The sequence below is a fragment of the Desulfocurvus sp. genome (assembly GCF_023230885.1).
Taxonomy (GTDB): domain Bacteria; phylum Desulfobacterota; class Desulfovibrionia; order Desulfovibrionales; family Desulfovibrionaceae; genus Desulfocurvus.
Window position 1 is genome coordinate 1 of record NZ_JALNWM010000105.1, and the last position, 11,327, is coordinate 11,327.

Annotated in this window: 12 protein-coding genes; 9 read left to right on the forward strand and 3 right to left on the reverse strand. The window is 69.9% G+C overall.

The genetic code is table 11. The features are described from left to right. The 3 genes from M0P34_RS08880 to M0P34_RS08890 form a co-directional block, all read right to left on the reverse strand. Window positions 1-825: TRAP transporter large permease subunit (locus M0P34_RS08880; protein WP_291498555.1), on the reverse strand; the 825-nt coding region annotated here is incomplete at its 3' end. A gap of 78 nt (window positions 826-903) precedes the next feature. Continuing rightward, the gene (locus tag M0P34_RS08885) at window positions 904-1,905 is read right to left on the reverse strand and encodes a TAXI family TRAP transporter solute-binding subunit (protein ID WP_291498556.1); all 1,002 of its coding nucleotides are present in this window, start codon (window positions 1,903-1,905) and stop codon (window positions 904-906) included. A 48-nt stretch (window positions 1,906-1,953) separates the two neighbouring features. Continuing rightward, entirely contained in the window at window positions 1,954-3,108 is a 1,155-nt protein-coding gene (locus tag M0P34_RS08890) for a mandelate racemase/muconate lactonizing enzyme family protein (protein ID WP_291498557.1), read from the reverse strand. Window positions 3,109-4,111: 1,003 nt separating this feature from the next. Between M0P34_RS08890 and M0P34_RS08895 the strand changes: the two genes are divergently transcribed. From M0P34_RS08895 to M0P34_RS08935, 9 genes are all read left to right on the forward strand, one after another. Then, complete coding sequence (locus M0P34_RS08895) at window positions 4,112-4,426, forward strand: c-type cytochrome (RefSeq protein ID WP_291498558.1); 315 nt, start codon at window positions 4,112-4,114, stop codon at window positions 4,424-4,426. Between the two features lie 34 nt (window positions 4,427-4,460). Further along, a complete protein-coding gene (locus M0P34_RS08900; RefSeq protein ID WP_291498559.1) occupies window positions 4,461-5,387 on the forward strand; it encodes an SCO family protein in 927 nt (308 codons plus the stop codon). A 10-nt stretch (window positions 5,388-5,397) separates the two neighbouring features. Continuing rightward, window positions 5,398-7,008: a cytochrome c oxidase subunit I gene (gene ctaD / locus M0P34_RS08905; RefSeq protein WP_291498560.1), complete on the forward strand. Its 1,611-nt coding sequence runs from the start codon at window positions 5,398-5,400 to the stop codon at window positions 7,006-7,008. Then, a complete protein-coding gene (locus M0P34_RS08910) occupies window positions 7,001-7,600 on the forward strand; it encodes a cytochrome c oxidase subunit 3 family protein (RefSeq protein ID WP_291498561.1) in 600 nt (199 codons plus the stop codon). The genes ctaD and M0P34_RS08910 overlap by 8 nt, the downstream gene beginning before the upstream one ends. Before the next feature lie 12 nt (window positions 7,601-7,612). Further along, the gene (locus tag M0P34_RS08915) at window positions 7,613-7,912 is read left to right on the forward strand and encodes a cytochrome C oxidase subunit IV family protein (RefSeq protein WP_291498562.1); all 300 of its coding nucleotides are present in this window, start codon (window positions 7,613-7,615) and stop codon (window positions 7,910-7,912) included. A gap of 6 nt (window positions 7,913-7,918) precedes the next feature. Then, window positions 7,919-9,145, forward strand: coding sequence for a cytochrome c oxidase subunit II (coxB, locus tag M0P34_RS08920; RefSeq protein ID WP_291498563.1), 1,227 nt, complete (start codon window positions 7,919-7,921; stop codon window positions 9,143-9,145). After that, window positions 9,142-10,002 (forward strand): UbiA family prenyltransferase, encoded by an 861-nt coding sequence (locus M0P34_RS08925; RefSeq protein WP_291498564.1) that lies wholly within the window; start codon window positions 9,142-9,144, stop codon window positions 10,000-10,002. Before coxB ends, M0P34_RS08925 begins: the two co-directional genes overlap by 4 nt. 168 nt (window positions 10,003-10,170) lie before the next feature. Further along, on the forward strand, window positions 10,171-10,599 hold the full coding sequence (locus M0P34_RS08930) for a DUF4079 domain-containing protein (RefSeq protein WP_291498565.1): 429 nt from the start codon (window positions 10,171-10,173) through the stop codon (window positions 10,597-10,599). Window positions 10,600-10,862: 263 nt separating this feature from the next. After that, window positions 10,863-11,069: a hypothetical protein gene (locus tag M0P34_RS08935; protein WP_291498566.1), complete on the forward strand. Its 207-nt coding sequence runs from the start codon at window positions 10,863-10,865 to the stop codon at window positions 11,067-11,069. Window positions 11,070-11,327: the final 258 nt, after the last annotated feature.

An 11,327-nucleotide genomic window follows, 5' to 3' on the forward strand; every position in this document is an offset into this window, starting at 1 on the left:
GAAGGCCGCCGCGCCCATGACCGGGGGCATGAGCTGGCTGCCCGTGGCCGAGCAGGCCAGCACACCGCCGGCCTCATCCACGCTGTAGCCCGACTTGCGCATGTACGGCAGGACGAAGGGCCCGGTGATGGCCACGTTGGCCACCGGTGCGCCCGAGACCATGCCGATGAGCGAGTTGGAGAACACGGCGGTCAGCCCCGCGCCGCCGCGCAGGCGGCGGCCCAGGATCTTGCCCACCTCCATGAGCAGGCCCTCGACCTTGAAAATGCCCAGCAGCGCGCCGAAGACCACGAACATGAACACCTGGTCGGCGCTGATGGACATGAACAGGCCGTAGAGCCCCGACAGGCCCACGCTCAGGTAGGAGATAACGTAGTCGAAGGAGAAGGGCGTGTGGTACAGCGGGCCGCTCAGCAGGTGACCCAGGAAAAAGTAGCCCACGAAGACCAGGGCAACCACCAGCAGGGGCAGGCCCCAGCTCAGGTAGGTGCCCAGGGAGGTGCACAGGATGAGGCAGACCCCGACGACCAGGGCCGCCTGGCTGGGGAACCCCTGGGACATCTCGAGCTCTTCGATGTTCAGGTACACATAGGCGCAGCTGGCCAGGGCCACGGCCAGGCACAGGTACAGGAATCCCTTGAAAGCCGGGCTCTTGGCCTTGCGCGCGTAGCTGACGAAGATGAGGAAAAAGAGGAAGGCGAAGTGGATGGTCTGGTGTTCCCACTGACCGAAGAAAAGATACTGCGAGGCCACGGCGTGGTAGGCGACCATGCCCAGGGCGCCGATGGTCAAGAGCAGCCTGGAAAGGGATGTGCGTGATTCCATGATGCGTCTGCCCCCATTGTGGTGTGTAGGTGCTGCGGCCCGGCCCGGGTCCGCACCCGGGCCGGACCGGTGTCCGCCCTAGAGGAGTCCGGCCTCCTTGTAGGCCCGCAGGGCCCCAGGATGGAAATCCTCCTCCTTCCACCCCTTGACCAGGGACTCGCGACTCATGAGCGAGCCCATCGCGTGGTACTGGGCGAAGGCCTCGACGTTGTCGATCATGGCCTTGGCCATGATGTAGGCGTGTTCCTCGGGGAAGTCGGGATGCACGCAGAACGCCTGGATTTCGGCCCCGGCCCACAGGGGGCTGCCCTGGCCTTCCACGGTGTCGGCCGGAAGCTGGAAGGGCAGCAGGGTGATGTCCTTGGCGGCGGTGTTGTCCACTGCCTCGCGGGTCCAGTCCAGATGGGTCAGGGTGCGGCCCGAGGCCATGACCTCGACGGTCTGCGGGCTGGGCGAGAAGGCGGCGTGGATGGGATCGAGGTAGCCGCCGATGACGGCGGCGTCCACCTGGCCGTTGACCAGGGCGTTGGCGGCCTCGGTGGTGCCCACGAACTGGATGCGCAGGCTCTTGTAGAACTGGTCCGTGTACCCGTTGCGCAGCAGGGCGTCCGGCTCATAACCCCAGACGATCTGCGGCACACGGCCCAGGGCGATGCGCTTGCCCTGCAGGTCGGCGATGGTCTTGATGTCCTTGTCGGTGGTCACCAGCCAGGTGATGGCGTAGTTCAGGGTCCCGATGACCTTCAGGGGCTCGTAGGTCCGCTTGAAGGGCTTCATGCCGCGCTGGGCCAGCCATTCGATGCCCGAGGTGGCCACGACCACGGTGTTCTTGCGCGCGGCCTCGTCGCTTCCGAGCTTCATGACGTTGAAGGCCTGGCCAGGGGTTTCGGCGTGGGAGACGGCCACCGGGTAGTTACCCTGGTTGACGATGCTTTCCATGGCCGTGCCGAGCACATAGCTGCCCGTGCCGAATGGCGTGCTGAGCAGGATGATAGTCGGCTTGTCGGCCGCCGGGGCGGTCTGCCCCATGAGGAAAATGCACAACAGTGTCGCAATGAAGGTGGAAAGAAAGCGTATCATGGTCCTTCCTCGCAAAGTGTCAGAGGTTTCTTTGTCCGGTCGTTGTCCTTACGCGCACACCAGGTGGGCGACCTGGAAGGGTTTTAGGGTTTCCAGGTCCGGTTCCACTCCGAGCCCGGGGGCGTCGCTCAGGGTTATTTTTCCGTCGCGCAGCAGGGGATACGGCGTGGCCAGCATCTCGCGCAGCGGGTTGGCGTTGCAGTCCACTTCGAGCATCCCGTCGCCGCCGACGGCGGCCAGCAGGTGCGCCGAGGCCATGAGGCCGATGCCGCCGCCCAGGTAATGCGGGCAGTAGCGCTTGCCCGCCGCCAGGGCGGCCTCGGCCACCTCGCGGCAGCGCGTGAGCCCGCCCCACTTGCACACGTCGGGCTGGATGACGCCGAAGACCGGCCCGGAGGCGGCGGCGGCGAAGGCCGTCGTGCTGCGTATGTTCTCGCCCCCAGCCAGGGGCAGGGGGCATGCGGCGGCCAGTTGCAGCCATGCCTGCGCGGGGCTGTCGCAGCGCAGGGGCTCTTCCAGCCAGAGCAGGGGCAGGTCGCCGATGCGTTTTACCATCTCCAGGGCCTGGGGCAGGCTCCAGGCCTGGTTGCTGTCCACGGCGAGGGTCTCGCCGGGCTCCAGGGCGCCTAGGGCGCTGCCCAGGTTTTCCATGTCGCGGGCTTCGCCGAAGCCGATCTTAATCTTGAAGGTCCGGTAGCCTTCGTTTCGGGAGCGGGCGATAGTCTCGGCCACGCCGGGATGGTTGATGCCGCTGGCATAGGCGGGCATGACGGTCATGCCCGCCGTGCCCAGCAGGGCGTGCAGCGGTCGGCCCGCCTTGCGTGCGGCCATGTCCCACAGCGCGATGTCCACGCCCGCCACGGCCTGGGCCAGGGGCCCGGGTTCGTCGGCCTGGAGGGCCAGCACTTCCACGCGCCGGGTCATCTCGTCAAACGCCTCGGTGGGGCTGGCGAAGGTTTTGCCCAGGATGTGCGGCGCCACGGCGGTTTCCACCAGCCGGGCCCGGTGTTCCGCGCCGCAGGAGGGGAAGTTGCACCAGACCTCGCCCCAGCCGTGGTTCCCCTGGGCGTCTTCCAAGCGCACGATGACCGCCGGGCGGTCGTGCATCGTCCCGAAAGACGTGCGGACCGGCACGGCAATGGGCGCGCGCAGGACGCGGATTTCAACTTTCGCGATCGTTACCGGATCGGCCAATGCAGCCATGATCCTCTCCTGTTGTTTGGTGTTGGCCTGTGTCTTTGCGCCCGCCTTGGCGGGCGACGCGTATTTCCCTCGTATCATGGGAGGTTGGCCGCCGCTCTTCCTCCGGGCGCCCCGGCGGGGGCGTCTTGTGTGTCTAAAAGTATTAAGATGCTACCCACCATACCTATTTGAAGTCAAGCGCTCTTTCAGGGACGGGCAACGTTGTCTCAAAAAATGGGGAGCGCGGATTTTTTTGGTTATAGTGCCTTGGTTTCATTGCGCTATTTGTCTTACTCATCGGGCTTGGCCAAGCCCGGCGTCGGTTCCTGGGGGCGGGGGCGGGGGCTCACCCCTGCCGCAAGCGGCGGACCGGGCGGGATGTGTCGCGGGCATACGCGTCTTGCCGCGCCGGAATGTTCCACGGGGGACGCCTGCCGCATTGGCCCGGGCGCGCCTGGCCGGGAGCCGCCCCTCACGGCACGCCTTGGGGCGGCCCGGGGCCCGCGCGCCCGGGGATGTAACACCAGCAGGCACGGGGACCGGGCGTTCCGGTCCCCCCGCTTGCGACCGGAGCCTGGCGACGGAGCCGTGCCGCCCGTCATGAGTGTCTTCGGCCCGCGCGCCTGGAGCCGTTTCAGATATGGCCGAGTGGTGCGCCCTGGCGGGCCGGGGCCCCGTGTGCGCCTGGGGTCGTTGTTCTCGGGCCCCCGCGCGCCGTGGGGGGCGTGGCTGGGATCCTGTGCGCCCAGGGCCGTTGCTGCCGCGTCGGGGCGGTCCGGCTGCCGACGGCGGCGCCCGGTGGCTTCCGGCTCCTGGCGCCAATGCGGGCGGGAGGGCCGCGCACCGGACTTCAGTGGAGGAAGTAAGAAAATTCCAGACGCCTCTTGCCGGGGAGCGGTTTTTTTGTTTTCCTATAGTCAGGGTCGCGGTCTTCGTCCGGCGGGCGTCCGGAAGAGGGGCCGCGCGACAACCGCCGATCCGCGCGGAACGGACCGCAGCGGAGGAAAACCAAGGAGTATCGGAAATGAAACGGATCATCGCCATCACCCTGTCCGCCGCCTTTGCCACGACGCTGTTCGCCGCGGCCGCCCTGGCGGACGGCGCCGCGCTCTACGGCCCCTGCAAGGGCTGCCACGGGGCCGACGGCTCCAAGACCGCCATGAACATCTCCCCGGCCCTCAAGGGCCAGGGCGCCGACGAGCTGCTGACCAAGCTCAAGGGCTACAAGGACGGCACCTACAAGATCCAGGACAAGACCGCGCCCATGATGGCCAAGTTCGTCAAGAAGCTGAGCGACGAGGAGCTGAAGACCCTTGCCGACCACATCGCCACCTTCTAGCCGGAGCCTCGCGGCCCGGCTCGGCCTCGCGGCCGTGGCGACGCTTCTCGGGGCGGCCCTGGTGGCCGCCCCGGTTTGCGTCGCCGCCGCCCAGGGCGGCCACGACGCCCACGCCGCTCACGGGGCGGCGGACGGCCAGGCGGCCCACGGCGCCCATCCGGCCCCGGCGCCCGCCGCTCCCGAGGCCCACGGCGCCCATCCGGCTCCGGCCCCGGACGCCCCCGCCCACGACCACGAGGCCATGCAGGCCCGGGCGGAGCAAAGCGACCTGCCCGTGGGCGTGGACGAACACCTGGGAGCCTATGTGCCCCTGGACACGGTGTTCACCGACTCCCAGGGCCGCGAAACGACCCTGGGCCAGGCCATGGGCGCGCCCACGCTGATCCTGCCGGTGTTCTACACCTGCCCCAACGTCTGCAACATCCTCCAGGGGGCCGTGGCCCGGGTTTTGCCCCGGGTCAGCCTGACTCCCGGCCAGGAGCTGCGGGTCGTGTCCATCAGCTTCGACGAGCGCGACACCCCCGGGACGGCCGCCCGCAGCAAGCGCAATTTCGACGCCGCCCTGGGCCAGGGGTTCCCCCCGGAGCACTGGACGTTTCTCACCGGCAGCCGCGAGAGCATCGCCAGGACCATGGACGCCCTGGGCTTCCGCTTCCAGCGCATGGGCGACGATTTCGCCCATCCGGTGGTGGTGGTGGCCGTGGCGCCCGACGGCAAGATCGTGCGCTACCTCTACGGCTCGGACTTCCTGCCCTTCGACGTGACCATGGCCGCCACCGAGGCGGCCAAGGGCACCCCGGGCCTGTCGGTCAAGCGCGTGCTGTCCTACTGCTACAGCTACGACCCCGAGGGACGGCGCTACACCTTCAACATCCTGCGCGTCACGGGCTTTACGGTTCTTGGCACCATCGCCCTGCTGCTGGCGGTCCTGCTGGCGGCGGGCAAGAGGAAACGCCGCTAGCGGAGCGCACATGAACGACGCAAGCGCCGCCCCGGGCAGCTTCTGGGCCGCCCGGGGCCTGGCTTCCTGGCTGTTTACCACGGACCACAAACGCATCGGCCTGCTCTACCTGTGGTGCGTGCTGGGGTTCTTCATCGTCGGGGTCGTCCTGGGCCTGCTCATCCGCCTGGAGCTCATCGCCCCGGGCCCGACCATCATGGGCGCGCAGACCTACAACGCCATGTTCACCCTGCACGGGGTGATCATGATCTTCCTGGTGGTCATCCCCAGCATCCCGGCGTCCTTCGGCAACATCATCCTGCCGCTGCACCTGGGCGCCGAGGACGTGGCCTTCCCCCGGCTGAACATGTTTTCCTGGTGGCTCTACGCCCTGGGCGCCGCGACGGCGCTGGCCGCCCTGTTCACCGGCGACGGCCCGCCCGACACGGGCTGGACCTTCTATGTGCCCTTTTCGGCGGTGACCAGCACCAACGTCTCCGTCGCCGTGGCCGCCGTGTTCATCCTGGGCTTCTCGTCCATCCTCACCGGGTTGAATTTCATCGTCACCATCCACCGCCTGCGCGCCCCGGGGCTGACCTGGACGCGCCTGTCGCTGTTCGCCTGGGCCCTGTACGCCACGGCCTGGATCCAGCTCCTGGCCACGCCCATCCTGGGCATCACCGGGCTGCTGATCATCGCCGAGCGCGTCCTGGACATGGGCGTCTTCGACCCCGCCCGGGGCGGCGACCCCATCCTCTACCAGCACCTGTTCTGGATCTATTCCCATCCGGCGGTGTACATCATGGTCCTGCCCGCCATGGGCGTGATCTCCGACATCATCCCCGTATTCGCGCGCAAGGCCATCTTCGGCTACAAGACCATCGCCTTCTCCAGCCTGGCCATCGCCTTTGCGGGCTCGCTGGTCTGGGCGCACCACATGTTCGTCTCGGGCATGAGCGACACGGCTGTGATGGTCTTCTCGCTGCTGACCTTCGTGGTGGCCATCCCCTCGGCGGTGAAGGTCTTCAACTGGGTCAGCACGCTCTACAAGGGCTCCATCCACATGGAGCCGCCCCTGGTCTTCGCCCTGGGCTTCATCTTCCTGTTCACCATGGGCGGCATCACCGGGCTGGTGCTCGGCGCCGCGGGCACGGACATGCACACCCACGACACCTATTTCGTGGTCGGCCATTTCCACTATGTGATCTTCGGCGGCACGGGCATGGGCCTGTTCGCCGCCATGCACTACTGGCTGCCCAAGGTCCACGGGCGGATGTACAACAAGCGGGTGGCCACCTGGGCGGCCCTGATCCTCATCGTGGGCATGAACGGGCTGTATTTCCCCATGTACGTCATGGGGCTGGCGGGCATGCCCCGGCGCTATTACGACTACCTGCCGCAGTACACGGCCATGCACGAGGCCTCCACCGTGGGCTCGTGGGTGGTGGCGGCGGGGCTGGCGCTGATGTTCGCCAACCTCTGGCGCGGGCTGCGCTCCGGGCCGCGCGTGGGGCCGAACCCCTGGGGCGCGGCCACCCTGGAGTGGACCCTGCCCTCGCCGCCTCCGGCCCACAACTTCCCCGCCGAGCCGGTGGTGGATCGCGGACCTTACGACTTCCGGGGCGTGCGCGCCGATGACTGATACGCACAAGGACTACGAGGGCGCCAAGCTGGGCATGTGGCTGTTCCTGTTCACGGAAATCCTGCTCTTCGGCGGGCTGTTCGTGCTCTTCGCGGTCTACATGGCGCGCCACCACGAGGCCTTCCACATGGCCAGCCGCCACCTCGACGTGCGCATGGGCGCGGCCAACACCGTGGTGCTCATCACGTCGAGCTGGCTGGCGGCCCTGGCCGTGGCGGCCCTCAAGCGCGGGCAGGACGCCCGCGCCCGGGGCCTGACCCTGGGCACCATCGCCCTGGCCGGGGTCTTCCTGGTCATCAAGTACTTCGAGTGGAGCGCCAAGTTCCGCCACGGGCTGTATCCCGGCTCGGAGCACCTGGCGGCCGGGCCCCCGGGCGAGGCCGTCTATTTCGCCATGTACTACGCCATGACCGGGCTGCACGGCCTGCACGTCACCGTGGGCATGGGCGTGCTGGGCTTCGCGTGGTGGCTCATGCGCACCGGGCGCTGCACGCGCGCGGACTTCGTGTTCCTGGAAAACGGGGCCCTGTACTGGCACCTGGTGGACCTGATCTGGATCTACCTGTTCCCATTGTTCTATCTGGTGGGCTGAGGGGGAGGCCGCATGACGCACGACACGACGCGGGAAAACGCACGCCACGGCCCGAGCTACGGCACGCTCACGGCCATCTGGTGCGGCCTTCTGGTCCTGACGGTCGTCACCGTCGGGGTGGCGGGGGTGGACCTGGGCTTCTGGAACGTGGTGGTGGCCATGGCCGTGGCCACCGCCAAGGCCGCGCTGGTGGTCCTGGTGTTCATGCACCTCAAGTACGAGAACTGGGTCTTCAAGGGCTTCGTGCTGATGACCTTCGCCATCCTGGCCATATTCATCGGCTTCACCTTCTTCGACACCGCATACAGGTAGGCCGCCATGACCGAGCAACTGTTCAGCGCCGCGAGCGAGGTGGACCGGGCCTTCCTGTTCATCCTGGCCTTCGCCGTGGGCGCGCTGGTGCTGGTGACGGCGCTGATGCTCTACTTCTCCTGGCGCTACCACCACACCCGCAACCCCGAGGCCGTGGAGATTCCCGGCAGCCTCGGGCTGGAACTGCTGTGGACCATCCTGCCGACGGCCATCGTCATGGCCATGTTCTGGTTCGGCTGGACCAGCTTCAAGGCCATGCGCACCGTGCCCGAGGGCGCGATGGAGGTGGGCGTGGAGGCGCGCATGTGGTCCTGGGCCTTCACCTACCCCGGGGGGCGGCGCTCCGCGGAGCTGGTGGTCCCCGTGGGCGGCGACGTGAAGCTGGCCATGACCTCGCGCGACGTGATCCACAGCTTCTATGTGCCGGCCCTGCGCCTGAAGATGGACACCGTGCCCGGGCTGACCACCACGGCCTGGTTCAACATCGCGGCCCCCGGCGAGTTCGACATCCTGTGCGCCGAATACTGCGGCCTGAAGCACGCCAACATGATCACCACCCTGCGCGCCGTGCCCGAGGAGGACTTCCGGCAGTGGCTGGCGGGCGCCGACGCTGCCTCCGCCCGGGCCGGGGAGCTGTTCTCGGCATACGGCTGCACCGCCTGCCACGACCTGGGCGGCGGGCAGGGCCTGGGCCCGCCCCTGGACGCCCTGGGCGGGCGCACGGGCGATGTCCTGCTGCCCGACGGCGGGCGCAGGCGGATCACCGTGGACGCCGACTACCTGCGCCGGGCCATGCTCGACCCCGGGGCGGAGATCGCCGAGGGCTACGAGGCCATGATGCCGTCCTACCAGGACCAGATTCCCGAGGCCGACCTGGAGGCCATGATCCGCTGGATGCTCACCGGCGACACCGCCGGGCCGCCCCCCGGGCGCGAGCTGGCCGAGGCCGAGGGCTGCATGTCCTGCCATTCCACCGACGGCTCCTCCATCGCCGGGCCCAGCTTCCGCGACCTGGCGGGCTCGGTGCGCCGCGTGCGCGACCAGTCCGGGGCCGTGCACGAGGTGGTGGCCGACGACGCCTACCTGGGCCAGTCCATCCTGGACCCCGGGGCCCTGGTGGTGGAGGGCGAGACGCCCATCATGCCCGAGTACGATTATCTGGACGCCGAGCAGGTGGCCCGGCTGGTGGAGTACATCCGCAGCCTGGGGCCCGGGGGCGGCGCGCAGCCATGACGGCGGCGGACCTGCTGGCCCTGGCGCGCCCGGGGGTGAGCCTCGCCGTGGGCGGGGCCGCCCTGTGCGGGGCGCTGCTGGCGGGCGGGGGGGCGGGCCCTGGCGCGGCCCTGGCCGTTGCGGGGGCCGTGCTGCTGTGCGCGGGCTGCTCGGCCCTGAATCAGGTCCAGGAGCGCCAACGCGACGCGCGCATGGCCCGCACGGCGGACCGGCCCCTGCCCTGCGGGCGCGTGGCCCCCGGGGCGGCCCTGGGGCTTGGCCTTGGGCTGTGCGCGGGAGGGCTCGGGCTGTTCGCCCTGGGCGGCGGGGCGGCCCTGGCCGGGCTGGGCCTGGGGGTGCTGGCGCTCTACAACGGCCTGTACACGCCCCTGAAGCCCCGGACGGGCGCGGCGCTGCTGGTGGGCGCCCTGGCCGGGGCCCTGCCGCCCCTGTGCGGCTGGCTGGGGGCCGGGGGCGAGGCCTGGGGCGCGCGGGCGCCGTTGATCTGGGCCGTGACGGTCATGGTCTACCTGTGGCAGGTGCCGCATTTCTGGCTCCTTGCGTGGCGGCGCAGGGCGGAGTATCAACGGGCGGGCTTCGCCCCGCCCTTCGCCGCGCTGCCCGCGCGCTCGCGGGGGCCGGTGCTGGCCTTGTGGACGGCGGCCTACTGCGTGGGCATCGGCCTGGCCCTGGCCCTGGCCCTGGGCGGGGCCGCCGGGGGGGCTGGCGCCGCGGGCGGGCTGGCGGCCGCCGGGCTGGCCGCCGGGCTGGCCCTGGCCGCCGTGGTCCCGGCGCGCGGTGCCCGGGCCCTGGCCGCCGTCAACGGCTCCATGCTGCTGGCCCTGGCCGGGACGCTTCTGGCGGCCTGGCCTTTCTAGGAGCGCAGCCCTGGGATGCAGGCAGGGTTTCCGGGGCACCCCCCCTTGTCCCTGACGGGATACGATGAAGCAAGGGAGTCGTGTCCCGCGGACGCGACACAAGTTCCGACGCATCGTCGGCGCGGCCCCGCGCGGGCCCGGCGCCGCAACCACGCCCCGGAGGCGCCCATGCTCTGGATTCATCCGCTGGTGCAGATCGCCGTGACCCTGCTGGCCCTGTGGGTCATGGAAATGGGCGTGCGCCGCGCCCTTTTCGTCCACCTGGGGCGGCGTTCGGTGCTCTTTCCCTGGAAGCGGCATGTGCTGTGGGGCAAGGTGGTTCTTCTGGGCTGGCTCGCGGGGCTGGTCGTCGGCGTCTGGGCCATGCGCCACTCCTTCGGCACCTGGGGCGTTTCCGGCGCGCATTATACCGTGAGCGCGCTCATCGCCGCCCTGGTCGGCACGGGCTACGCCAGCGGCCACCTGCTGGACCGGGTCAAGAAGCGCCGCCGGTTCCTGCACGTCTTCCACGGCCTGAACAATACCGCGCTGCTGGCTCTGGCCCTGTTCCAGCTCTGGACGGGCTGGGGGCTTGTGCGCATGTTCCTGCTGCCCTAGCTGGTCGGCCCCGTGCGCATGCTTCTGCTGCCCTGACGGCCGCCCCCCCGTGTGCAGGCGGCTGCACGCGCTTGTGCCGGTTCCTGCGCAGCTGGCGCGTCCGCCCGGTGGCTTTGTCAGGCTATCCATCCGGTATCATTAATTTCTGATTCTGGCAGAGCTCTTGCAGTCCTGACGGTGCAAGTCGCGAGTGTGTGCAGCTCCCTGCACGCGGCCGCGGCCGCCCCCGGCGGCCCGGGCGACCAATACCCGAGAGGCGTTCCATGCAGGATCTGATTTCCCTTCCCGGCGGACTGACCTTTGCGGCCCTGACCCTGGCCCTGACCCTGGGCTCCGCGCCCGCAGCGGCCTTCTTCGGCCTGGAGGCCGCGCCCGTGCCCGCGCGCGGGGCAGGGCGGCCGGGGCGGGCAAAGGCCCCTGGCCAGCGCCGGGCGCTGGTTGCCGCCGTCCCCCGGCGGGCACGCCCGTAGCCCGTCGCCCCGCCGCGCGCCCGTCGCCCGTGGCCGCCCCTGGCCCGGGCCGGGTCGCCCGGCCCCCCGGAGAGCGGCCCCCTCCGGAGAGCGGCTCCCCGGGGAGCCGCTCCCCCGGGGAGAGCGGCTCCCTGTGGCCGTCCGTCTCCGGGAGGCGGCCGCCTTCCCCCCGCCCGCCTGTCTTTCCCCGCCCGGCGGCGCCGGGACCGCAGCGCACGAAGGCCGGGGAGAAGCGGCGTCGCCCCCAGTCCGCAGCCC

Coding starts and splice junctions, on each gene's coding strand:
- M0P34_RS08885 (WP_291498556.1), bottom strand. CDS start 1,905: ATGATACGCTTTCTTTCCACCTTCATTGCGACACTGTTGTGCATTTTC.
- M0P34_RS08890 (WP_291498557.1), bottom strand. CDS start 3,108: ATGGCTGCATTGGCCGATCCGGTAACGATCGCGAAAGTTGAAATCCGC.
- M0P34_RS08895 (WP_291498558.1), top strand. CDS start 4,112: ATGAAACGGATCATCGCCATCACCCTGTCCGCCGCCTTTGCCACGACG.
- ctaD (WP_291498560.1), top strand. CDS start 5,398: ATGAACGACGCAAGCGCCGCCCCGGGCAGCTTCTGGGCCGCCCGGGGC.
- M0P34_RS08910 (WP_291498561.1), top strand. CDS start 7,001: ATGACTGATACGCACAAGGACTACGAGGGCGCCAAGCTGGGCATGTGG.
- M0P34_RS08915 (WP_291498562.1), top strand. CDS start 7,613: ATGACGCACGACACGACGCGGGAAAACGCACGCCACGGCCCGAGCTAC.
- coxB (WP_291498563.1), top strand. CDS start 7,919: ATGACCGAGCAACTGTTCAGCGCCGCGAGCGAGGTGGACCGGGCCTTC.
- M0P34_RS08925 (WP_291498564.1), top strand. CDS start 9,142: ATGACGGCGGCGGACCTGCTGGCCCTGGCGCGCCCGGGGGTGAGCCTC.
- M0P34_RS08930 (WP_291498565.1), top strand. CDS start 10,171: ATGCTCTGGATTCATCCGCTGGTGCAGATCGCCGTGACCCTGCTGGCC.
- M0P34_RS08935 (WP_291498566.1), top strand. CDS start 10,863: ATGCAGGATCTGATTTCCCTTCCCGGCGGACTGACCTTTGCGGCCCTG.